The organism is Thalassobaculum fulvum (genome assembly GCF_014652915.1).
Classification (GTDB): Bacteria; Pseudomonadota; Alphaproteobacteria; order Thalassobaculales; family Thalassobaculaceae; genus Thalassobaculum_A; species Thalassobaculum_A fulvum.
In genome coordinates this window covers 110,541-133,783 of the sequence record NZ_BMZS01000001.1, presented here as the reverse complement: position 1 = coordinate 133,783, position 23,243 = coordinate 110,541, and the positions used below count along the sequence as shown (strand labels likewise).

The 23,243-nt window shown below is 72.0% G+C and carries 20 protein-coding genes; 12 read left to right on the top strand and 8 right to left on the bottom strand.

Features of this window, described 5'->3' with window-relative positions; translation table 11 throughout:
* Window positions 1-3 precede the first annotated feature (3 nt).
* From IE246_RS00605 to IE246_RS00595, 3 genes are read right to left on the bottom strand one after another with little or no spacing between them, the layout of a single operon-like run.
* On the bottom strand, window positions 4-1,323 hold the full coding sequence (locus IE246_RS00605; RefSeq protein WP_189986965.1) for a TRAP transporter large permease: 1,320 nt from the start codon (window positions 1,321-1,323) through the stop codon (window positions 4-6).
* Window positions 1,320-1,877 carry a TRAP transporter small permease gene (locus tag IE246_RS00600; RefSeq protein WP_189986964.1) on the bottom strand — a complete coding sequence of 186 codons (558 nt, stop codon included), beginning with the start codon at window positions 1,875-1,877 and terminating at the stop codon, window positions 1,320-1,322. Before IE246_RS00600 ends, IE246_RS00605 begins: the two co-directional genes overlap by 4 nt.
* A 31-nt stretch (window positions 1,878-1,908) precedes the next feature.
* Window positions 1,909-2,937: a TRAP transporter substrate-binding protein gene (locus IE246_RS00595; RefSeq protein WP_189986963.1), complete on the bottom strand. Its 1,029-nt coding sequence runs from the start codon at window positions 2,935-2,937 to the stop codon at window positions 1,909-1,911.
* A gap of 674 nt (window positions 2,938-3,611) precedes the next feature.
* On the opposite strand from IE246_RS00595, the gene IE246_RS00590 reads away from it, so the two are divergent.
* A complete protein-coding gene (locus tag IE246_RS00590) occupies window positions 3,612-4,403 on the top strand; it encodes an exodeoxyribonuclease III (protein ID WP_189986962.1) in 792 nt (263 codons plus the stop codon).
* A 24-nt stretch (window positions 4,404-4,427) separates the two neighbouring features.
* On the opposite strand, the gene IE246_RS00585 is transcribed toward IE246_RS00590, so the two are convergent.
* Genes IE246_RS00585 through IE246_RS00570 form a run of 4 tightly spaced genes read right to left on the bottom strand, consistent with a single transcriptional unit; the run spans window position 4,428 to window position 8,692 of the window.
* The gene (locus tag IE246_RS00585; RefSeq protein WP_189986961.1) at window positions 4,428-5,033 is read right to left on the bottom strand and encodes a 3'-5' exonuclease family protein; all 606 of its coding nucleotides are present in this window, start codon (window positions 5,031-5,033) and stop codon (window positions 4,428-4,430) included.
* Window positions 5,030-5,521 carry a class I SAM-dependent methyltransferase gene (locus IE246_RS00580; RefSeq protein WP_189986960.1) on the bottom strand — a complete coding sequence of 164 codons (492 nt, stop codon included), beginning with the start codon at window positions 5,519-5,521 and terminating at the stop codon, window positions 5,030-5,032. Before IE246_RS00580 ends, IE246_RS00585 begins: the two co-directional genes overlap by 4 nt.
* Window positions 5,522-5,558: 37 nt before the next feature.
* Window positions 5,559-6,017, bottom strand: a complete 459-nt coding sequence (locus IE246_RS00575) for a cyclic nucleotide-binding domain-containing protein (protein WP_189986959.1) — start codon at window positions 6,015-6,017, stop codon at window positions 5,559-5,561.
* A 17-nt stretch (window positions 6,018-6,034) separates the two neighbouring features.
* A complete protein-coding gene (locus IE246_RS00570; RefSeq protein WP_189986958.1) occupies window positions 6,035-8,692 on the bottom strand; it encodes an ABC transporter ATP-binding protein in 2,658 nt (885 codons plus the stop codon).
* 177 nt (window positions 8,693-8,869) lie between these two features.
* On the opposite strand from IE246_RS00570, the gene IE246_RS00565 reads away from it, so the two are divergent.
* From IE246_RS00565 to IE246_RS00515, 11 genes are all read left to right on the top strand, one after another.
* The gene (locus tag IE246_RS00565; RefSeq protein WP_229836166.1) at window positions 8,870-10,099 is read left to right on the top strand and encodes a glycosyltransferase family protein; all 1,230 of its coding nucleotides are present in this window, start codon (window positions 8,870-8,872) and stop codon (window positions 10,097-10,099) included.
* Window positions 10,100-10,134: 35 nt separating this feature from the next.
* Entirely contained in the window at window positions 10,135-11,430 is a 1,296-nt protein-coding gene (locus IE246_RS00560) for a glycosyltransferase (RefSeq protein WP_229836165.1), read from the top strand.
* A complete protein-coding gene (locus IE246_RS28085) occupies window positions 11,427-12,566 on the top strand; it encodes a glycosyltransferase family 4 protein (protein WP_308434468.1) in 1,140 nt (379 codons plus the stop codon). The genes IE246_RS00560 and IE246_RS28085 overlap by 4 nt, the downstream gene beginning before the upstream one ends.
* Window positions 12,563-13,150, top strand: coding sequence for a histidine phosphatase family protein (locus IE246_RS00550; RefSeq protein WP_189986957.1), 588 nt, complete (start codon window positions 12,563-12,565; stop codon window positions 13,148-13,150). Before IE246_RS28085 ends, IE246_RS00550 begins: the two co-directional genes overlap by 4 nt.
* Entirely contained in the window at window positions 13,147-14,325 is a 1,179-nt protein-coding gene (locus IE246_RS00545; protein WP_189986956.1) for a glycosyltransferase family protein, read from the top strand. The genes IE246_RS00550 and IE246_RS00545 overlap by 4 nt, the downstream gene beginning before the upstream one ends.
* Entirely contained in the window at window positions 14,322-15,143 is an 822-nt protein-coding gene (locus tag IE246_RS00540; RefSeq protein ID WP_189986955.1) for a polysaccharide deacetylase family protein, read from the top strand. The genes IE246_RS00545 and IE246_RS00540 overlap by 4 nt, the downstream gene beginning before the upstream one ends.
* Window positions 15,140-15,697 (top strand): hypothetical protein, encoded by a 558-nt coding sequence (locus IE246_RS00535; RefSeq protein ID WP_189986954.1) that lies wholly within the window; start codon window positions 15,140-15,142, stop codon window positions 15,695-15,697. The genes IE246_RS00540 and IE246_RS00535 overlap by 4 nt, the downstream gene beginning before the upstream one ends.
* Window positions 15,694-17,592 (top strand): ABC transporter ATP-binding protein, encoded by a 1,899-nt coding sequence (locus IE246_RS00530; protein WP_189986953.1) that lies wholly within the window; start codon window positions 15,694-15,696, stop codon window positions 17,590-17,592. Before IE246_RS00535 ends, IE246_RS00530 begins: the two co-directional genes overlap by 4 nt.
* Window positions 17,593-17,774: 182 nt before the next feature.
* Window positions 17,775-19,721, top strand: coding sequence for an ABC transporter substrate-binding protein (locus IE246_RS00525; RefSeq protein WP_229836163.1), 1,947 nt, complete (start codon window positions 17,775-17,777; stop codon window positions 19,719-19,721).
* A 14-nt stretch (window positions 19,722-19,735) separates the two neighbouring features.
* Window positions 19,736-20,734 (top strand): ABC transporter permease, encoded by a 999-nt coding sequence (locus IE246_RS00520; RefSeq protein WP_189986951.1) that lies wholly within the window; start codon window positions 19,736-19,738, stop codon window positions 20,732-20,734.
* 13 nt (window positions 20,735-20,747) lie between these two features.
* Window positions 20,748-21,920, top strand: coding sequence for an ABC transporter permease (locus IE246_RS00515; RefSeq protein ID WP_189986950.1), 1,173 nt, complete (start codon window positions 20,748-20,750; stop codon window positions 21,918-21,920).
* A gap of 125 nt (window positions 21,921-22,045) precedes the next feature.
* On the opposite strand, the gene IE246_RS00510 is transcribed toward IE246_RS00515, so the two are convergent.
* Window positions 22,046-23,134 carry a class I SAM-dependent methyltransferase gene (locus IE246_RS00510; protein ID WP_189986949.1) on the bottom strand — a complete coding sequence of 363 codons (1,089 nt, stop codon included), beginning with the start codon at window positions 23,132-23,134 and terminating at the stop codon, window positions 22,046-22,048.
* Window positions 23,135-23,243: the final 109 nt, after the last annotated feature.

The following is a 23,243-nucleotide window of genomic DNA, read 5'->3' as shown; positions in this document are numbered from 1 at the left end:
TCGTCAGCCCAGGAGCCGCACCAGCCAGAGGGTCAGCGGCGGGAAGGCGATCAGCGCCACCACCCGGATGCCGTCGGAGATCAGGAATGGCAGGACCCCGCGGAAGCTCTCGAGCATCGGGACGTCGCGCGCCATCGAGTTGATGATGAACACGTTCATCCCGACCGGCGGGGTGATCAGCCCGACCTCCACGACCACCAGCGCGATCACCCCGAACCAGATGGCCGTGCCCTCCGGCGTCAGGCCGAAATCCAGCGCCATGATGATCGGGAAGAAGATCGGGATGGTCAGCAGGATCATCGACAGGCTGTCCATGACGCAGCCGAGCACCAGGTAGAGCACCAGCATGGCCGCCAGCACCATCAGCGGCGGCAGTCCGCTGCCGCCGATAAGCCCGGCCAGGGTGTCGGGCATGCGGGTCAGCGCCAGGAAGCCGTTGAACAGCTCGGCCCCGAACAGGATCAGGAAGATCATCGCCGAGGCCTCGGCGGCACCCAGCAGGCATTCCTTCAGGCCCTGCCAGCCCATGCCTTCCTTGACCGCCGCCAGCAGCCCGGTCGCGACCGCGCCGAACGCCGCCGCCTCGGTCGGCGTGAACACGCCGGTGTAGATGCCGCCGATCACCAGCACGAAGATCAGCATGGCCGGCCAGATGTCGACCAGCGACCGCAGCTTCTCGCGCAGCGGATGCTCGGGCCCGGCCGGGCCTTCCTCGGGGTACAGCCTGACGTAGACGGCGATCGCCAGCAGATAGCCGAGGGCGGCCAGGATGCCCGGTACGAAGGCCGCCAGAAACATCTTCGCGATGTTCTGCTCGGTCAGGATCGCGTAGATCACGAGTATGACCGACGGCGGGATCAGAATCCCCAGAGTCCCGCCCGCAGCAAGGGCTCCCGTCGATAGCGCTCCCGAGTAGTTATACCGCTTCAGCTCCGGTAGTGCCACTTGGCCCATGGTAGCGGCGGTCGCCAGCGAGGATCCGCAGATCGCCCCGAACAGGCCGCAGCCGCCGATGGCGGCCATCGCGATCCCGCCCGGCCGATGCCCCAGCCAGGCGTTGGCGGCACCGAACAGGCCGCGCGACAGGCCGGACTTGGTGGCGAACTGCCCCATCAGCAGGAACAGCGGGATCACGGTCAGCGAATAGCTGGAGAACAGGTAGTAGGCGCTGGACTTCAGCTGGGCGATCAGCGGGATCCAGCCGGCGATCAGCGCGAAGCCGCCGCCGCCGGCGACCATCATCGCGACGCCGATCGGCATCCGCAGCGCCATCAGCGCCAGCATCCCGCCGAACACCGCGAGGCCGAGCTCGATGCCGCTCATCGCGCCGACTCCGCCGCATCGACCCCGGGGGTGCCACCGGGGTCGCCACCGGGCAGCAGCCGGATCGCGGCGCCGTGCAGGCAGACCAGGCACAGCAGCCCGAAGGCCGGCACCATCACCACGTAGCTGATCCAGACCGGCACGCCGAGCACCATGGTCTCGTCGTTGGTCAGGTAGGTGTCGAGGCCGCCGAGCGTCATCCGCCAGGCCACCAGCCCGGCGCAGAACGCGAACACCAGGGCGTGCACCGCGTCGAGGCGTCGTCGCCCGCGCTCGGACAGGCCGCCGGTGAAGAAGTCGACGATCACGTTGCCGCCGCGCAGCTGGCAGTACGGCAGGAACGCGGAGATTGCCGCCCCGGCGCCGAGTTCGACCAGCTCGACGTCGCCGGCGATCGGCGACGAGAACAGGTAACGCCCGGTCACGCTCACCACCGTCAGCAGGGCGCCGCCGGCCAGCAGCAGGCCGCCGAACACGGCGAACGCCACCGACAGCCGGCGCAGCACCGCCTCCACCGGGTCGGAGGGGGCGGCGAGACGCGACGGGGCGGTCATCGACCGCCCCGTTCCGGAGCGAGAGTCAGGCTCACTGGCTGTACTTGTCGATCAGGACGCTGGCCTCCTTGAGGAGGGCGGCGCCGTCCTTGCCCGCCTTGTTCATCTCGGCGATCCAGTCGCCGCGGACGCTGGCGGTGACGTTGCGCATCCGCTCGACCTGCTCGGCCGAGAGCTGGCGAACCGCCCCGCTCTGCTTGGCCTTGGCGAGGCCCGGCTGCTCGATCTCGTCCCAGACTTTGCCGACCCACCTGGCCATGTGCATGCCGGTGTGGTCGTCCAGGATCTTGCGCAGATCGGCCGGCATGCCCTCGTACCTGGCCTTGTTCATCGCCAGCACGAACACCGAGGTGTAAAGGCCGCGCGGCCCGGGGATCTCCAGGTGGTTGTCGACCAGTTCGGAGATCTTCAGCGGGATGGTGATCTCCCACGGAATCACCGCGCCGTCGACCACGCCCTTGGACAGCGCCTCCGGCAGCGCCGGCACCGGCATGAACACCGGGGTCGCGCCCATGGTCTCGAGCGCCTTGCCGATCGAGCGGCTGGGGGCGCGGATCTTCAACCCGTCCAGGTCCTCGATCTTCGCCACCGGATCCTTGGTGTGGATCACGCCGCGGGCGTGCACGTGGAACATCAGCGGGTGCACGTCCGCATACTCGTCGCGCAGGTTCTTCTCGTAGAATTCCTGCATCGCCTGCGTGGTCGCCGCTGCGGTCGAGACCATGAACGGCAGCTCGAACACCGCGGTGGTCGGGAACCGGCCGGGCGTGTAGCTCGGCAGCGTCCACACGATGTCGACCACGCCGTCGCGGGCCTGGTCGATCAGCTGCGGCGGCTTGCCGCCGAGCTGCATGGCCGGGAAGATCTCGATGGCGATCCGGCCGCCCGAGGCCTGCTCGACTTCCTTCTTCCAGGGCTCCAGCACCTTGGTCTGGGTGTTGGCGACCGGCGGCAGGAAGTGGTGGACCCGCAAGGTGACGTCGGCCGCCTGCGCGGCGGCGAACGGGAACGAAAGTGCCGCGGCGGCCAGCGCGCCGAGCACGAGGCGGCGTGTCTGCATCTTGGATCCTCCCTGTGTGAACTCCGGTCCCCGGTTCTTGCGCCGGCTGGGCAATCCGGGGTTGCCGCGAAACTCGAGGACTATGGAAACCCGTAACTGCCATGTCAACGAAGGAGTTTTGACTTGTAGAAGGCGCATCCATAACTTTCACATCATTTAAGTCGTGCCGTTTGGTTATGACTGAAGTCCTGTCCGATCGACCCGGTATCCGCCTCCGGTCCCGCTCCCGCTCCCGGTCCCTTCCCCGATCGCGCCTCCGGTTCCGCCCCGGGCCCGTCGCCGGCGCCGGCACGCGACCGGGGCCGTGAGACTGGACCGCGAAGGCGGTTCCCGCTCAAATAGCCGCCCACCCCCGCCGGAAGCCGGCGGGCGGCCCCGCAGCAGCTCCGGAACAGACCGGCCTATCGGTCCGATAACTCACGGCTTGACAATGCTCTACAAGATCGACCGCTCGAACCGGCAGGCCGCCCCGATGGCCCGCCCCGCGGCCCTGCCGACCCGTCGAATCCGGCCCGGTCCCGGCCGCCCGGCAACGCTCGGTGCCGGCGCCGCCCCGCCTCCGCCGGCGATCGCACCGGCGGAAACTGGAACCGCTTGCGAAACGGTGCCGTCGCCTGGCGTGTACCGCCCCGCCGCCAGCCGCCCCGCCGCGTCCCGGGTGCGGGGGGCCTGACATGCGGATCGCAACCTGGAACATCAACTCGGTGCGGCTGCGGCTGCCGCGCGCCCTCGACCTGATCGCCGAGGCGGCACCCGACGTGCTGTGCCTGCAGGAGACCAAGGCGCTGGAGGACCAGTTCCCGGCCGCCGCATTCGCCGAAGCCGGCTACCCCCACCAGGCGGTGGTCGGCATGAAGGGCTACAACGGGGTGGCCGTGGTGTCGCGCCTGCCGATCGAGGAGACCGAGCGCCGCGAATTCTGCGGCAGGGCCGATGCCCGCCACGTCTCGGTCCGGATCGACGGCGGCCCCGAGCTCCACAACCTGTACGTCCCGGCCGGCGGCGACGTCCCGGACCCGCAGGCCAACCCGAAATTCGCCCACAAGCTGGAGTTCCTGGCCGAGCTCCGCCGCTGGCTCGCGGACACCCGCTCCGCGGCGCAGCCGATGATCCTGGTCGGCGACCTGAACATCGCCCCGCTGGAGACCGACGTCTGGTCGCACAAGCAGCTGCTCGACGTGGTCAGCCACACGCCGGTCGAGGTCGACGCGTTGTGCGGCATCCAGGCCGGGCTCGGCTGGGTCGACGCGGTACGCCACCGGATCCCGGCGGAACAGCGGCTGTACACCTGGTGGAGCTACCGGGCGCGCGACTGGGCGCTGTCCGACCGCGGGCGCCGGCTGGACCACGTCTGGGTGACCCCGCCGCTCGCCGGGGCGGTCGACGGCGTGTCGGTGCTGCGCGCCGCGCGCGGCTGGGAGAAGGCCTCCGACCACGTCCCGGTGATCGTCGACCTGAAGCTCTGACGGTCCCCGCCGCGCGGCGGGGCCTCAGTCCCCGGAGCCGATCCGGCCGTTCAGCAGCAGCGTGAGCAGGTGGGCGTAGCCGCGCGCGTCGTCGATGGCGCGGTGGCTGTGATCGTGCCCACCCAGCCATTCCGCCGGGTAGTGCACCCGTTCGCAGTGCCGGTAGTGCCGTCCGGTAGCGACCTTGACCATGGACTGCAGGTCCAGGCCGCCGGCGTGGCACAGCCCCGGCGAGCGCGGCCGGCGGAACAGCCGGCAGCCGACGAACCGCTGCAGGTACCAGTCGATCCACAGCCCGTCGAAGGTCAGCGGGTGGGCGACGAACACCGGCAGTCCGGGCAGGCTCCGGACCCAGTCCGCGAAGCCGGTCATCACCGCCGCCGGGTCCTGCGGGTCGCGCGTCGTCTCGCGCCAGGCCTCGGGCTCGGACCGCCACCATGCCATGGTGCCGGGATCCTGCTCGCCACCGGGCAGCGGCCGCAGGTTGGCGGTGAACTCGCCGAGCACCCGGCCGGCCCCGTCGACCGCGGCGCTGCCGAAGCTGAGCATCGAATGCCGCCCGGGATCCGGCCCGTCGGCCTCGATGTCGGTGACCACGTAGCTGGTCGGGGCCTCCGTCGCGCCGGTCACGCCTTCACCAGCATGTGGATGCGGCCGGGTTCGATGTCGGACGGCAGCGGCAGCGGGGCGAGCCCGGGAACGCCCTCGATCGGCTGGTCGCTGACCACCACCGCGCCGTGGGCCAGCAGCCCGGCGATCAGCGGCGCGGCCCGTGCCACCAGCGCCATGCTCCGGGCCTTGTCGCCGGTGCCGATGTCGAGATGCGCCAGGGCGGCGGTCGGGCCGAGCTCCCGCACGGCCCTCGGCAGGGTCTCGAACAGGTCGCCCAGGTACAGGTCCGGCTCCGGCGGAATGCAGTCCGGATGCGCCGCGACCTGGCGGTCGAACACCACGATGCGCCGGCCCGGCAGGATCGTGCGCAGGTGATCGTAGGTCCGACCGTTGCCGAGCCCGAACTCCAGCAACGGTCCTTCGACGCCGGCGATCCGCCGTGCGGCATCCTCCAGCGCCGATTTCTGGGCTTTCAGACGGCGAATGGCGCTGTCCAATCGACTCATTTATCAGGTTCCTGAATTATAGGGAGTATTCTGTTCGTTATTGTGGTGCGGATCGTGTCACGGCGTCGCGCAGTTGGGCGTTGGTCCGCTCCAGGCGACCGGCCAGCTCGCGCATGATCTCGATCGCGATCTGCGGAAACTCGTTGATCAGCCGGAAGAACAGCTCCTTGGTGATCTTGAGAGCCGTGACCCGCTCGACCGCGGAGACCGTGGCGGTGCGCGGCACGTCGCACAGGATCGCGATCTCGCCGACCACGTCGCCGCGTCCGAGCCGTGCCACCTCGATGTCGCCCGACGGCGTCGCGATCCGGACCGCCGCCTCGCCGTCGATGATGATGTAGGCGGCGTCGCCGATATCGCCCTGCCGGCACAGCACCTGGTCGGGCTGATAGCTGAGCCGCTCCGAGGTGAACGCCAGCAGCTTGAGCTTGGACGGCTCGATCTTGGCGAACAGCGGGATGTTCCGCAGGAGCTCGACTTCCTGGTTGATGCTCATCGTACTCCCCTCCGCCGTCAGTCGCCGGCGGCCATGGCATGGAACTCGGTACCGTCGCGGTCGAGCCGGTCGAGCGGGCCGTCCTCGACCACCCGCCCGCCGCGCAAGACAATTACCCGGTCGAACCGCCGGGCGAGATCGGCGCGCTGCAGGGCCCAGATCACGGTCCGGCCCTCGGCCTCCGCCAGGATCCGCTCCATCACCCGCGCCTGGGCGGCGCTGTCGATCGCGGCCACCGCGTCGTTGAACACCAGCACGTCCGGACGGCGCAGCAGCACCCGGGCGATCCCGATCTTCTGGCGCTGCGGCGCGCTCAGCCGGGAGCCGCCGATCCCGACCTGGAAGTCGAGGCCGACCTCGATCACCGTCGAGCGCAGGTCGAGCCGTTCCAGGACCTCGGCGAGCACCGCGCCGACCCGGCCGGCGGCGTCGGCCTGGCCGTAGGCGATCTTGCCGAACAGCACGTTGTCCTGGACCGAGGCGGCGGCGTTGTAGGCGTCCGCGGAGAAGAACGCGACCGCGCCCTCCAGCTCGGGCGGCAGATTCTCCGCGAACGCCCGCCGGGCCTCCAGGATCCGCGCCTGCATGGCGGCGTCCAGCAGCCCGAGCCGGTGGCGCGCCTGCACCAGCTTGAACGGCAGCGACAGCAGCCGCGTCCGGTCCTCCTCCGACAGGTTCTCCAGCCCGCCGCGGTCGGTCCGGGTCACCAGCGCCTGGAACTCCGGCAGGTCGTCCGGCGAGATGAAGCTGAACTGCGCGAAGAACTCGTGGTCGGCCGGCAGGTCGGCGAACAGCTCGACCATCGTCGCCGCCATGTCGCGGCCCATGGTCAGGAAGTCGTCGGTGAGGCCGACGGAATCCAGGGTGCGGCGGACGTACTCGTTGGTGGCGATGCCGTCGACCGAGAACGTGGCGTCGACCGGCGTGCCGAACAGCAGGTTCTCGGCGACCGAGGCATTGGAGTTGTAGTGGTCGGCGGCGAACGGCTCGACCAGCTCGGCGAGCGCCGGATCGCCGGCCAGGCGGTCGGCGAAGCCGCGCCGGGCCTCCAGGATCCGGGCCGCGACGTCGGGTCGCAGCTCGGGGTCGAGCGTGCCGCGCAGACCGAGCTGGTAGCAGTCGTCCCACAGGTCGACCACGTCGAGCAGCTCGACCAGGCGCGCCGACAGCCGGGCCGGCTCGGCCAGCCCGATCGCCGCGTAGTCCACCCAGTCGGCGTTCGGGTCGTCGGTCGAGTTCCCGGCGATCGCGGCGTCGGCCAGCGACTTGTGGACCGCCGCCCGGGCGTCCTCGTCGCGTTCCGGCTCGAGCAGGGGCCGGTGCATGGCGCCCATCAGCAGGTTCTCGCGGATCGTCGTCGAGAACGCGAAGGCGGCCGGGCCGACATAGCCGATGCGCCGGCCGGTGACCGCTTCCGGCAGGCCGGTGATGTCGCGGTCGCCGAAGGCGAGGTTGCCGCTGGTCGGCGGCACCAGCCGCGCCAGCACCAGGCCGAGCGCCTCCTTGCCGCCGTTGGTCGGACCGAGCAGCGCGACCCGCTCGCCGGCCTCGATGCGCAGGTTGACGCCGTCCAGCTGGGTCTCGCCGTCGTCGTCGACCAGGCCGAGATTCGAGGACCGGAAGCCGGCCGGCGCGGCCGGTCCGTCGTCGGTCTCGCCGGTCTGCATGGCCGGGTCCATCACGCCCGGCGGATCGAACTGCTCGATCACCTGCTCGTACTTGATCCGGGCGTCTTCCTTGCGCTCGTAGTAGCCGAGCAGCTCCTTCCACGGCGCCGACAGGTCCTTGTAGGCGGCCAGCACCGCCACCATCGCGCCGATCGAGAGGCTGCCCTGGATCACCAGGTAGCCGCCGATCGAGTAGAAGAAGAACGGCGTGAGCTGGGCCAGGAAGTTGTTGAGGAACTTGATGAAGAACTTCTTCTTGTAGATCTCGAAGCGGATGTCGTAGATCCGCCCGAGCCGTTCGGCGAAGCGCGCCAGCATCAGCCGGGCACCGTCGTTGGCGTGCACCTCCTGCACGCCGGACACCGTCTCGCCGATCTTGTCCGAGAGCGCCCGCACGGTCCGCACCCGCTCCTTGCCGAGCAGGTTGACCTGGCGCTGCAGCTTGGGGATCACGTAGGCCTGCACCGGGTACAGCGAGATCGCCGCCAGCCCGAGCACCGGGTCCTGCACGAACATGAAGAACAGGATGGTGATCAGCGTGCCGCCCTGGAACGCCGGCAGCGAGATCGAGTCGCCGATGAAGCCGCCGAGCGGCTCGACCTCGGCGGTGATCATCGGGATGATCTCGCCCTGGCTCATGCGCCGGAACCGGCTCAGCGGGAACCGCAGGACCCGGGCGTACAGCTCGTAGCGCAGCCGCCGCAGCATGCGCTCGCCGAGCTGGCCGCGGTACACGTTGATGGTGTACTTGAAGCCGCCGTTGATGCACACCAGCGCCAGGAACAGGCCGGAGAGGGTCCACAGATATTCCAGCTGGTCGAAGGTGAAGCCGAGCCATTCGGTCGGGAAGCTGGCCGCGCCCTTGGCGCCGAGCGCCTCGTTGATGATCCTCTTCGGCAGGTCGAGCGAGTAGTACAGGAACGGGAACGACAGCCCCGTCATGACCAGCAGCACAAGCTGTTCGCGCTTGCTGTATCGGAAGATGAACCGGTAGATACTCGGTTCCATGGCATCCGGCCCGGCGCTGTGAATGGCAGCGGAGTTTGGGGGCAATCATCCGGCCGATCAACACCGGACCGGCTGAAAAGGTTACAGTTTCGAGGGTAGGGGCGATGTGGCATAGTCGCCCGGCGAGGGGTCGCAGCCGATAGTCGCATTGTACCGGCAACGGTCGCGAGGAGACCGATGAGTCAGCCTAGGCGTCGGACGCACGCCCGCGTCCTGATGTACAGCCACGACACGCTCGGTCTCGGACACCTGCGGCGCTGTCGGGCCATCGCGCACGCGCTGGTCGAGGCCGATCCGGGAATCAGCGTGCTGATCCTGTCCGGCTCGCCGATCATCGGCAGCTTCGACTTCCGCACGCGTGTCGACTTCGTCCGGATCCCCGGCGTCATCAAGCTGCGCAACGGCGACTACACGTCGCTGTCGCTGCACATGGACATCGAGGAGACGGTCCAGCTCCGGGCCTCGATCATCAAGCACACGGCCGAGCACTTCGACCCGGACGTCTTCATCGTCGACAAGGAGCCCTGGGGGCTGCGCGGCGAGGTCAAGGACACCCTGGAGATGCTCAAGGACCGCGGCACGCCGCTGGTCCTCGGCCTGCGCGACGTGATGGACGAGCCGGAGCTGCTGGTCCCGGAATGGGAGCGCAAGAAGGTCCTGCCGGCGCTCCAGGAGCTGTACGACGAGATCTGGGTGTACGGCGTCAAGGAGGTCTGCGACCCCTATGACGGCCTCGACATTCCGGCCTCGGTGAAGCTCAAGACCCGCTACACCGGCTATCTCCGCCGGCACGCGTCGACGGTGGCCTCCACGGTGCCGGCGCTGCCGTTCGGCGACGAGCCCTACCTGCTGGTGACCGCCGGCGGCGGCGGCGACGGCGAGCCGATGATGGACTGGGTGCTGCGGGCCTACGAGGAGGATCCGCACCTGCCCTATCCGGCGCTGATGGTGCTTGGCCCGTTCATGCCGCAGGAGCAGCAGCGCGAGCTGATCGAGCGCGCCGAGAACCTGGACCGGGTGCACGCCATCACCTTCGATTCGCGGATCGAGGGGCTGATGGCCCGCTGCGCCGCGATCGTCGCGATGGGCGGCTACAACACCTTCTGCGAGATCCTGTCGTTCGACAAACGGGCGCTGATCGTGCCGCGCACCGAGCCGCGGCTCGAGCAGTACATCCGGGCCAAGCGCGCCGAGGAGCTCGGCCTGCTGAGCGTGCTGGTCGAGGACGGCGACCGCGACCCCAGGGCGATGGCCGAGGCGATCCGCCGCCTGCCCGCCCAGAAGCTGCCGTCGGAGGCGACCGGGCTCGCGCTGCTCGACGGCCTGGACCGGGTCGCCCAGCTGGTCGATCGCTGGGTCGACGCCCGCGCGACCCGGCCGGTCGTCCCGTTCCGCCAGCAGGCGTGAGCGCGCCCGCCGCCGAGACCGCCGGGGGAGCCGCCGTGACGGGAGCGACGGCCTCGCCCGGGCCGGTCGCCCGGGGGCCGGTGGCGGTGGTCCTGAAGGGCTACCCGCGGCTGTCGGAGACCTTCATCGCCCAGGAGCTGCTCGGCCTGCAGCGCCGGGGCCTGGCGTTCGAGATCGTCTCGCTGCGGCACCCGACCGACCGCACCGCCCATCCGGTCCACGCCGCGATCAGCGCGCCGGTGCGCTACCTGCCGGAGTATCTCTACCAGGAGCCGCTGCGGGTGCTGCGCGGCTGGTGGAAGGCCCGGCGCATGCCCGGCTACCGGGCGGCCCGGGCGACCTGGTGGCGCGACCTGCTGCGCGACCCGACCCCGAACCGGGTGCGGCGGTTCGGCCAGGCCTGCGTGCTGGCAGGCGAGCTCGACCCGGCGATCCGGCACCTGTACGCGCACTTCCTGCACACCCCGTCGTCGGTGGCGCGCTACGCCGCGGTCATGAGCGGCCGCAGCTGGTCGGCCTCGGCGCACGCCAAGGACATCTGGACCACGCCCGAGTGGGAGAAGCGCGAGAAGCTGGCGGATGCCGCGTGGGCGGTGACCTGCACGGCGGTCGGCCGCGACCACCTGGCGGCGCTGGCGCCCGATCCCGGCCGGGTCGAGCTGCTGTATCACGGCCTCGACCTGACCGACTTCCCGCCGCCGGCCGAGCGCCCGGCGCGCGACGGCAGCGACCCGGCGGATCCGGTGGTGATCGTCTCGGTCGGCCGGGCGGTCGCCAAGAAGGGCTACGACGACCTGCTGGCGGCCCTCGCCGCGCTGCCGGCCGGCCTGCACTGGCGGTTCGTCCACATCGGCGGCGGCGGCCTGATCAAGGCGCTGCGCGAGCAGGCCCAGGCCCTCGGCATCGCCGACCGGATCACTTGGTCGGGCGCCCGGCCGCGGGCCGCCGTGCTGGCGGCGCTGGCCGCCGGTGACCTGTTCGTGCTGGCCAGCAAGATCGCCGGCGACGGCGACCGCGACGGCCTGCCGAACGTGCTGATGGAGGCCCAGGCCGCCGGCCTCGCCGCGGTGGCGACCCGGGTCGCGGCGATCCCGGAGCTGATCCAGGACGGCGTCACCGGCGTGCTGGTACCGCCCGGGGATCCGCCGGCGCTGGCGGCGGCGCTGGCGGCGGCGGCGGGCGACCCGGTGCGTCGCCGGGGGCTCGGGGCGGCCGGGCGCGAGCGGGTCCGCACCGCGTTCGGCCACGATGCCGGGCTCGACCGGCTGGCCGCCCGGTTCGGGCTCGGCGACTCCGCTGATGGGGCCGCCGGCCTCGCAGACGTGGCATGAGGATCGCGTTCTACGCGCCCCTGAAACCGCCCGATTCCGACCGGCCGTCGGGCGACCGCACCATGGCGCGGCTGCTGATCCGGGCACTGCGCAGCGCCGGCCACGAGGTCGACTTGGCGTCGCGGATGCGCAGCCGCGACGGCGCCGGCGATCCCGAGCGCCAGGCCCGGCTGGCCGCCCTCGGCGCCCGGCTGGCGGCGCGCTACGTGGCGGCGGTGCGGGCCGGCCGGCGGCCGGCGCCGGACGCCTGGTTCACCTATCACCTGTACTACAAGGCGCCGGACTGGATCGGCCCGGCGGTGGCCGACGCGCTCGGCATCCCGTACGCGGTCGCCGAGGTCTCGGTGGCGGCCAAGCGGGCCGGCGGGCCGTGGGACATCGGCCACCGCGGCACCCTGGCGGCGCTGGCCCGGGCCGACCTGGCGGTCGGGCTGAACAGTCGGGACGCGGCCAAGGTCGAGCCGGCCCTGGGACCCGGCGGCCGCTACGAGCGCCTGCGCCCGTTCCTGGAGCCGGGCGAGCCGGAGCCGCGCGACGCCGCGCGCGCGCAGGTCGGCGGCGAGCTCGGCCTGCCGGCGGACGAGCCCTGGCTGCTGGCGGTCGGCATGATGCGGCCGGGCGCCAAGGCCGCGTCCTACGGCGTGCTGGGGGACGCCCTGGCGCGGGTGCCGGACCGCCGCTGGCGGCTGCTGGTCGCCGGCGACGGCCCGGTCCGGCCCGAAGTCGAGGCCGCGCTGGCGCCGTTCGGCGACCGGGTGCGGTGGGCCGGGGCGGTCGATCCGGCCCGCCTGGCCCGCCTGTACGCCGCCGCCGACCTGCTGGTCTGGCCGGCGATCCAGGAGGCCTACGGCATGGCGCTGCTGGAGGCCCAGGCCGCCGGCCTGCCGGTGCTGGCCGGGGCGGCCGGCGGGGTGCCGGACATCGTGCGCGACGGCACCACCGGGCTGCTGGTCCCGGAAGGCGACGCCGCCGCCTTCGCCGCCGCCCTGCGGGCCCTGCTCGACGACCCCGACCGCCGCCGCGCGATGGGCGGGGCGGCGCGCCGGACCGTGCTGGCCGAGCACACGCTGGCCGGCGCCGCCGCCACCCTCGACGTCTGGCTGCGGGCGGCGGTCGAGCGGCGGAGGACGGCGTGATCCGGCTGGCCCTGCTGCGCCACGGCCCGACCGACTGGAACGCCGGCCGCCGGCTGCAGGGCCGGGCCGACATCCCGCTGTCCGATGCCGGCCGCGCCGCGGTCGCCCGGCGCACGGTCCCTGCCGACCTCGCCGGGTTCGGCTGGCTGACGAGTCCGCTCGCCCGGGCCCGGCAGACCGCCCAGGCGCTCGGTGTCGCGGCGGAGCCGGAGCCGGCGCTGATCGAGATGGACTACGGCAGCTGGGAGGGGATGACCCTGGCCGAGGCCCGCGCCCGGGATCCGGACGCCCTCGCCAACGAGGCGCGCGGCCTCGACTTCACGCCGCCGGGCGGCGAGAGCCCGCGTGCCGTGCAGGGGCGGCTGGTCGGGCTCGGCGTCCGCCTGTTGGCGGCCCGGCGTGACACCGCCGCCGTGACCCACAAGGGCGTGATCCGGGCGGCGCTGGCGCTGGCGACCGGCTGGGACATGACCGGCAAGCCGCCGGTGCGCCTTGACTGGACCGCCGCCCATCTGTTTCGTCTCGACGCCGACGGGCATTGGAGCCTGGAGCGTCCCAACATCCCGCTGGAGCCGCCTGCATGAGCGCCCGATCTGACCAGCCCCGGGTCCTGCTGTACGTCCAGAACCTGCTGGGCATCGGCCATCTGCGGCGGGCGGCGGCGGTCGCCCGCGGGCTGGTGGCCGAGGGCCTGGCGGTCGACTTCGTGTCCGGCGGCATGCCGGTGCCGCACCTGCCGCTCGGCGGCGCCGAACTGGTCCAGCTGCCGCCGGTGCGGGCGCTCGACGACGCCTTCAAGGTGCTGGTCGACCAGCACGACCGGCCGATCGACGACGGCTTCCGCGACGCCCGCCGCGACCGGCTGCTGGCGCTGCTGGCCGAGCGCCGGCCGGCGGCGGTGATCACCGAGCTGTTCCCGTTCGGGCGCCGGCAGATGCGGTTCGAGCTGCTGCCGCTGCTGGAGGCGGCGCGGGAGGCGCCGTGGCGGCCGGTGGTGCTGTCGTCGATGCGCGACATCCTGGTCACCAAGCCGCGGGCCGACCGCAACCGGGAGATCGTCGACACCCTGAATGCCTATTACGATGTCGCAATGATCCATGCGGACCCGCGGCTTGTGAGGCTGGAGCGGACCTTCCCGATGGCCGCCGACATCCGGGTGCCGCTGGCGTACACCGGCTACGTCGTGAACGCCGACGACCTGGCGATCCCCGAGGCCGACCCGCTGGCGACCGGCGAGGTGCTGGTGTCGGCCGGCGGCGGCGCGGTCGGCCACGACTTCATGCGCCGGATCGCCGACGCCATGCCGGCGCTGCCGCTGGCCGACCGCACCTGGCGTTTCGTCACCGGCCACCACATGCGGGCCGACGCGCTGGACTACCTGCGCGGCCTCGGCCGGCCGAACCTGGTGGTCGAGACCATGCGCCCGGACCTGCCGGCGCTGATGGCCGGGGCGGCGCTGTCGATCAGCCAGGCCGGCTACAACACCCTGCTGGAGCTGATGGCGGTGCGGGCCCGGGCCGTCGTAGTGCCGTTCGAGGGCGGGGTCGAGACCGAGCAGCGGCTGCGCGCCGACCTGCTGGCCGAGGCCGGCGCCCTCGAGGTGGTGCCGGAGACCGGGCTGCGGCCGGCGACCCTGGCGGCGGCGATCGGCCGGGCGCTGGCGCGGCCGCGCGACGCGGTGCCGGCGGTCGACCTCGACGGGGCGCGTGCCGCCGCCGCCCTGGTGATGAGGGCGGTGCGCGAGCGGGCCGCGGCATGACCGGGCCGTCGGCCGGCGCGACCGACCGCCTGCGCGCGACCCTCGACCGCTTCGCCGCGTCCGGCCGGACCGCCGCACTGTGGTGGCGCGACGACGACCTGGAGCGGCCGACCCCGGAACTGGCGGCGCTGCTGGCGGAGCTCGGCGGGTTCGGCATCGTGCCGGGGCTGGCGGCGGTCGCCGGGCGGCTGGTGCCCGAAGCCGTCGACGCCGCCGGCGACGGCAGGCTGCTGGTGCACGGCTGGCACCACCAAAATCATTCGGAATCCGGAACGAAAAAGTCTGAGTACGGGCCGGAGCGGGAGCCCGAGGTCCGGTTGCGGGAGATCGCCGGGGCCTGGCGGCGGCTGCGGGCGCTGGCCGGCGAGCGGGCGCTGCCGTGCTTCGTGCCGCCGTGGAACCGGATCGGCGACGACCTGCCGGGCCGGCTGGGCGAGACCGGGATCCGGGTCCTGTCCGGCTTCGCCTCCCGGCGCCGGCGGCCGGTGCCGGCCGCCGTGCCGCGGCTCGACACCCATGTCGACCTGATCGACTGGCGGGGCGGCCGCGGGCCGCTGCCGGCCGCGGCCGTGGCGGCGGCGCTCGACGCCTGCCTGCGGGCGGTTGAGACGCCGGACGGTCGCGAATCGCCGGTGGACGGACCGATCGGAATCCTGTCCCATCACCGGGTCACCGACGCGGCCGGGTGGACCGGGTGGCGGCCGCTGCTGGCCACGCTGGCCGGCCATCCGGCGGTCCGGTGGCTGGACCCGGCGGCGGCGATGGCGGCGGCCGGCGCGGCGCCGGGAGCCGGGGACGAGACACGGAGGACGGGGTGACGACGCACCGATACGAACGGCGCGCCATCGTGGGGGACTTCATCCGCGGCGGCTTCGGCCTGCTGCTGACCGTCGGGCCGGTTCTGCTGATGCCGATGGTGACGTGGCTGGCGGTCGCGTTCTCGGCGTTCGCCGCGCTGTTCGCGGTCTACCTGTTCCGGACCTGGCTGCGCAGCGCCACGGCGCTCGAGGTCGACGACGGCGGCATCCGGTCGACCGGGCCGTTCGGCCGGGCGATCCGCTGGGACGCGCTCGACGCTCTGGACCTGCGCTACTTCGCGACCCGGCGCGACAAGGAGGGCGGCTGGATGCAGGTCAAGCTGCGCGGCGACGGCGCCGCGATCGCTGCCGAGTCGTCCCTGGACGGGTTCGAGACGGTGGTCGCGCGGGCCGCCGACGCGGCGACGCGCAACCGGCTTGCGCTTTCCGACGTCACTCGGGAGAATCTGAAGGCGCTCGGCCTCGTCGCCGGGGCGCCCGACGGGCCGATGCCCGGCGGGATGGCGCCCGGGGGGACGGCGCCGGACAACGACGACCGGATGGGGATGCGATGACCGAACGCGTCACGCCTCTGTTGCGGGTCAACGACCTGCGGGTCGGCTTCGACCTGCCGGAGGGCCGGCTGGTGGCGGTCGACGGGGTGTCGTTCCAGGTGCGCCGCGGTGCCACGGTGGCGCTGGTCGGCGAATCCGGCTCCGGCAAGTCGGTGGTCAGCCAGGCGATCATGGGGCTGCTGCCGCGGCCGGCGAGGGTGCTCGGCGGCTCGATCCTGTTCGCCGATCCCAACAAGCCCGGCACCATCACCGACATCGTCCGCCTGGCGCCGGACGGCCGCGCCATGCGCGAGCTGCGGGGCGGCCGGATCTCGATCATCTTCCAGGAGCCGATGACCTCGCTGTCGCCGCTGCACACGGTCGGCGACCAGATCACCGAGGCGCTGCGCCTGCACCGCTCGGTGTCGGCGGCCGAGGCGCGCGAGCTGACCCGCGACATGCTGCGGCTGGTCGGCTTCCCGGACCCGGACCGGGCGCTCAGGACCTATCCGTTCGAGCTGTCGGGCGGGCTGCGCCAGCGCGCCATGATCTCGATGGCGCTGGTGTGCCGGCCGGCGCTGCTGATCGCCGACGAGCCGACCACCGCGCTCGACGTGACGATCCAGGCGCAGATCCTGAAGCTCATGCGCGACCTGCAGTCCGAGCTGCACATGGCCGTGCTGATGATCACCCACGACCTCGGCGTGGTCGCCAACATGGCCGAGGAGGTCGTGGTGATGTACCGCGGCCGGGTCATGGAATCCGGCGACGTCGAGGACATCTTCCGGCGGCCCGAGCACCCCTACCTGCGGGCCTTGATGGCGGCGGTGCCGCGCTTCGACATGGGCCCGGGCGAGCGGCTGCGGCCGCTGCGCGAGATCAAGGCCGAGACCGGGCACCTGATGGCGGGCGCCGAGGACCGCCGGCCGGCCGCGCCGCAGGACAGGCCGATCCTGTCCGTGCAGGGGGTGAGCAAGACCTACACGATCCGCAAGGCCGGGATGTTCGGCAAGCAGGCCCGCACCATGATGGCGCTGGACGACGTGTCGTTCGAGGTGCGGCGCGGCGAGTGCCTGGGGCTGGTCGGCGAATCCGGCTGCGGCAAGACCACGCTGTCGAAGGTCATCATGCGGGCGATCGGGCCCGACGCCGGCCGCGTGTCGTTCGCCGACGACGACGGCGAGATCGACGTGCTGGGGCTGCAGGGCGAGGCGCTGACCGCCTTCCGCCGCAAGCTGCAGTTCGTGTTCCAGGACCCGTTCGGCTCGCTGAACCCGCGCATGACGGTGTTCGACATCATCGCCGAGCCGCTGGCGATCCACGGCATCGGCAACGAGGCCTGGCGGCGCGAGATGGTCTCCGAGCTGATGAAGCTGGTCGGGCTCGACGCCCGCCACCTCCGGCGCTACCCGCACAGCTTCTCCGGCGGCCAGCGCCAGCGCATCGGCATCGCCCGCGCGCTCGCGCTCAGGCCGTCGATGCTGATCTGCGACGAGCCGGTGTCGGCGCTCGACGTGTCGATCCAGGCGCAGGTGCTGAACCTGCTGAAGGACCTGAAGGCGCAACTCGGCCTGACCTACCTGTTCATCTCCCACAACCTGGCCGTCGTCGACTACATCGCCGACCGGATCGCGGTGATGTGCGCCGGCCGGCTGGTCGAGCTGGCGCCGCGGGAGGAGCTGTTCCGCAACCCGGTCCACCCGTACACCCGGGCACTGCTGGCCGCGGTCCCGGACCCGAGCCTCGACCACCCGCTCGACTTCGCGCGGATCATGGACGAGCGGGCCTCGCACCCGGCGGACTGGCCGGCGCCGTTCACCATCGACGAGAGCCACAGTCCGACCTTCGTCGACCTCGGCGGCGAGCATTTCGTGCGCGCCGACCCCCACATCCTGACCCTGAGGCTCGCGTCGTGACCGGTGCTTCGACCCTGGGTATCCCCGTGTCCCGCGGCGGCGGGTGGGTTCCGGCTCTGCGCGACGATGTCGCTCCGGCCGGAATGACGACCGGGGAGAAAATCGCCCGCCCCCTCCTGACGTCATTGCGGACGGCCGCGCGACCGCGCGGGCGATCCGGAACCCACGGGGTGACGGGGGTCGTGACCGCATTCCTCGCGGCCCTGCTCTGGTTCGCCCCGGCGGCCCCGGCCGCCGCCACCGGGTATGTCGAGCCGCCGGCGCTGGCCGAGGACGTCGCGGCCGGCCGGCTGCCGCCGATCGCCGAGCGGCTGCCGCGCGAGCCGGCGGTCGTCGACCTGGCGGCCGCGGGCCAGGAGCCCGGCCAGTACGGCGGCGTGCTGCCGATGATCATGGGCCGGGACAAGGACACCCGGCAGATGGTGGTGTACGGCTACGCCCGGCTGGTCGGCTACCGCCCGAAGACCTTCGAGCTGGTGCCGGACATCCTGAAGGCGGTCGAGGTCGAGGACGACCGGGTGTTCACCTTCACCCTGCGCGAGGGCCACCGCTGGTCCGACGGCGCGCCGTTCACCACCGAGGACTTCCGGTACTTCTGGGAGGACGTGGCGAACGACGAGCACCTGTCGCCGACCGGGCCGCCGAGCGAGCTGATGGTCGACGGCGAGAAACCGAAGGTCGAGATCCTGTCGCCGACCGTGGTGCGCTATTCGTGGTCCAGGCCGAACCCCGAATTCCTGCCGGCGCTGGCCGGCGCCCGGCCGCTGTACCTGTACCGCCCGGCCCACTACCTGAAGAAGGTGCATGCCCGCTACTGCGAGCCGGCGGAGCTGGAGAAGCTGGTCAAGGACGGCCACCAGCGCAACTGGGCGGCGCTGCACAACAAGCTCGACAACATGTACAAGTTCGACAACCCGGCGCTGCCGACCCTGCAGCCCTGGATGGTGGTGACCGAGCCGCCGTCGGACCGCTTCGTGTACCGCCGCAACCCCTACTACCACCGGGTCGACCCGGAGGGCCGGCAGCTGCCCTACATCGACGAGGTCGACTTCCAGATCGCCGCCCCCGGCCTGATCCCGGCCAAGACCGGCGCCGGCGAGTCGGCGCTGCAGGCCCGCTACCTGTCGTTCGACGACTACACCTTCCTGCGCCAGTCGGAGACCCGGTCGGGCTACGAGACCTATCTCTGGCGGACCGCCTACGGCGCCCATCTGGCGCTGTACCCGAACCTGAACGCCGAGGACCCGGTGTGGCGCGAGCTGATGCGCGACACCCGGTTCCGGCATGCGCTGTCGCTGGCGATCAACCGGCACGAGATCAACGAAGTCAACTACTTCGGGCTGGCGCTCGACGGCAACGACACGGTGCTGCCGGGCTCGCCGCTGTACCGCGACGGGCTGCGCGAGAGGTGGGCGACCTACGATCCGGCGAAGGCCGATGCGCTGCTCGACGAGATCGGCCTGACCGGCCGCGACGGGCGCGGCGTGCGCCTGCTGCCGGACGGCCGGCCGGCCGAGATCGTGGTCGAGACCGCCGGCGAGAGCAGCGAGCAGACCGACGTCCTGGAACTGGTGCACGACAGCTGGATGGCGGTCGGCATCAAGCTGTACAGCCGGCCGATCCAGCGCACCGTGTTCCGCAACCGGGTGTTCGCCGGCAAGACCCTGATGTCGATCTCGAAGGGGCTGGAGAACGGCCTGCCGACTGCCGATACCAGCCCGCAGGAGTTCGCGCCGACCGACCAGAACCAGTACATGTGGCCGAAATGGGGGCAGTACTACCAGACCGGCGGCAAGGCCGGCGCGCCGCCCGACCTGCCGGAGGCGCAGCGCCTGATGGAGCTGTACCGGAGCTGGCGGCACGCCGGGTCGCGTGACGAGCGGACCCGGATCTGGGGAGAGATGCTCGGGATCTGGTCCGAGCAGACCTACACGATCGGCCTGGTCGCCGGCGTGCTGCAGCCGGTCGTCGTCGACCTCGAGCTGCACAACGTGCCGGTGCAGGGCGTCTACGCCTGGGATCCGGGGGCGCATTTCGGCATCTACCGCCCCGACACCTTCTTCTTCGGCCCGGCGCGCCCGCGGACGCCGGAATCGGTGCTGACCGCGGCCGTGCGCAGCCGGCGGTAGGGGCGGTACCGGGCATGTTCGACTATCTGGTCCGACGCCTGCTGGTGATGATCCCGACCCTGGTCGCCATCAGCATCATCACCTTCATCATCATCCAGCTGCCGCCGGGCGACTACCTGTCGACCCTGATCGCCGAGATGGAGAGCCAGGGCGAGAACGTCGATCTCGCCAAGATCGCGGCGCTGCGCGCCCAGTACGGGCTCGACCAGCCGATGTGGCAGCAGTACCTGCTGTGGGCCGGCGGCCTGCTGCGCGGCGACTTCGGCTACAGCTTCGAGTACCAGCTGCCGGTGGCCGACGTGGTCGGCGACCGGGTGCTGCTGACCTGCGTGCTGAACTTCGGCACCATCCTGTTCATCTACCTGGTGTCGTTTCCGATCGGCATCTACTCGGCGACCCACCAGTACAGCTGGGGCGACTACGGGCTGACCCTGGTCGGGTTCATCGGGCTGGCCACCCCGAACTTCCTGCTGGCGCTGGTGCTGCTGTACTTCGCCAACGTCTGGTTCGGGACCTCGATCGGCGGGCTGATGGACCCGTCCTACATCGACCAGCCCTGGACCTGGGGCAAGGTGGTGTCGGTGCTGGAGCACCTGTGGGTGCCGGTGGTGGTGATCGGCACCTCCGGCACCGCGGCGATGATCCGCCGGCTGCGCGCCAACCTGCTGGACGAGTTGCAGAAGCAGTACGTGATCACCGCGCGCGCCAAGGGCCTGCCGCCGCTGCGGGCGCTGCTGAAGTACCCGCTGCGGATGGCGCTGAACCCGTTCATCGCCGATATCGGCAACATGCTGCCGCAGGTGGTGTCGGGCTCGGCGGTCGTGGCCATGGTGCTGTCGCTGCCGACCACCGGGCCGATGCTGATCGGCGCGCTGCAGAGCCAGGACATGTACCTGGCCGGCTCGTTCCTGATGTTCCTGGCGGTGCTGACCGTGGTCGGCATGCTGCTGTCCGACATGGCGCTGGCCTGGCTCGACCCGCGGATCCGGCTCGGGGGAGGGACGGCACGATGAGGAGGAGCGGGCGATGAGCGCGACCGACGCGCCGCGGCCGCGGCCGCGCCACTTCGTCGACCGGGCGCCGTTCAATCCGGCCGCCGACGAGGCGCTGACGCCGGAGCAGGAACGCTACTACATGGCGTCGCAGTGGCAGATGACCTGGTGGAAGCTCAAGCGCCACCGCCTGGCCGTCGTCTCCGGCCTGTTCCTGGCCCTGCTGTACGCCTCGATCCTGATCTCCGAGCTGATCGCGCCCTACGCGCTGGCGACCCGGCACACCGAGTTCATCTACGCGCCGCCGCAGGGCGTGCACCTGTTCCACGAGGGCCGGTTCGTCGGCCCCTACGTGCTCGGCCTCGACTACGAGCTCGACCTGCGCACCCTGAAGCGCGAGTACGCGCCGAACCCGGACAAGGTCCAGAAGCTGCGGTTCTTCTGCTCGGGCGATCCCTACAGGTTCTGGGGCGGGTTCGAGGCCGACCTGCACCTGGTCTGCCCGGCCGAGGGCGGCACGCTGTTCCTGCTCGGCACCGACCGGCTGGGCCGCGACATGTTCTCGCGCATCGTCTACGGCACCCGGATCTCGCTGACCGTCGGCCTGATCGGCATCACCGTCAGCTTCGTGCTCGGCATCGTGATCGGCGGCCTCGCCGGCTACTACGGCGGCTGGGTCGACGCCTCGGTGCAGCGGGTCATCGAGATCATCCGCTCGTTCCCGGAGCTGCCGCTGTGGATGGCGCTGTCGGCCGCCCTGCCGGTGACCTGGAGCCCGATCCTGATCTATTTCGGGATCACCCTGATCCTCGGCCTGCTCGACTGGACCGGGCTGGCGCGGGCGGTGCGCTCCAAGCTGCTGGCGCTGCGCGAGGAGGATTTCTGCGTCGCCGCCGAGCTGATGGGCGCGAAGCCGAGCCGGATCATCGGCCGCCACCTGCTGCCGAGCTTCATGAGCCACCTGATCGCCTCGGCGACCCTGACGATCCCGACCATGATCCTCGGCGAGACCGCGCTCAGCTTCCTCGGCCTCGGCCTGCGCCCGCCGATCACGTCGTGGGGCGTGCTGCTGACCGAGGCGCAGAACATCAACGCGGTCGAGCTGTACCCGTGGATCATGACCCCGGTGATCCCGGTGATCCTGGTGGTGCTGGCCTTCAACTTCTTCGGCGACGGGCTCAGGGACGCGGCGGACCCGTACCGGTAGGTCCCGGGTGGCGCGTCGCTTGCCCGGGATGAGGGCGAGGGTATGACCATCTGAACGCCTCATCCCGGACCGGACCGCCGCCGGCGGAACGGATTCGGGACCGACCGGGCGACCGGCATTTCCGGTTACGGCCGGTCCGCCACCCACACCTTAGACAGGTACGCAGGCTCGGTGCCGGCCGGGACCAGCCCGGCGGCGGTCAGCAGGGCCGGCACGTCGGCCGCCACCCAGTCCGCGTAGTACGGCTCGTGGAACTGCTCGGGGAAGCCGCGCAGCAGCGGGTCGAGGGCCGGGGCGTCGCCGAGCTGGATCGAGTCGACGACCACCAGCCGGCCGCCGGGGCGCAGCACCCGCGCCGCCTCGGCCAGCGCCGCCGCGCGGACCGCCGGCGGCAGCTCGTGCAGCAGGTAGACCGCGGTGACCAGGTCGACCGAGGCGTCCGGCAGCGGGATCGCCTCGGCCGCCGCCTCGTGCCACCGCACCGGCCGGTCGGCGAGCCGGTCGCGGGCCCGGGCCAGATAGGCGGCCGACAGGTCGAGGCCGTGCAGCGCCAGGGCCGGGAACGCCTCCGCCGCGGTTGCCAGCATGGCGCCGGTACCGGTGCCGAGGTCGAGCAGGCCGGCGCCCTCCGGAGCACCGCGGGCCGCCAGCCAGTCGGCGACCGGCGGCAGGGCCTGGCGGCGCATGGCGCCGGCCAGCCCGCCGAACAGCACCTCCACCTGGGTGTCGTACAGCGCCGCCGACCGGCCGGTCAGCCAGCCGCCGGACTGGTCGTGGAAGCTCTGCCGGTAGTAGTCGGGCAACCGGCCGTCGCCGGGGGCTTCGGCCAGCGTACCGGTCGCGTCGCCGTGGCGTCGCCGGCGCCGGCGCAGGGCCACCTCCGGCAGGTCGTGCCAGTAGCGCGCGGCGTCGAGCCCGGCCGCCAGCGGGCGTGGGGCGAGGTCGGCGGGCAGCGGATAGATCCCGGCCCGGACGTTCGCCAGGTCCCGCGCCATCAGGGCGATCGCCCGGCGGGTCAGGGCGGCGTGGATGCGCGCGCCGACCAGCCGGCCCCGCAGGCTGCGCCGCGGCCGCCGGCCGCCCTCGACCCGCGACAGCCAGCGCCGGGTGGCGATGTAGTGACCGAGATACCAGCCGACGCGCGCCAGCTGGCCGGCGCCGTAGGCGGCGGTCGCCAGGGCCGGGCGGCCGGAGGGAGGCGCTGATCGGTCCATGACGATAGCGTGGGGTGCCGGGATCGCGGGTCAAGGGGCGCGGATTCGCAAAATTGCTCAGGTCCGGGCCGACCCCGGCCCTTGTCCCCCGGGCCGCGCTGTGGCACAT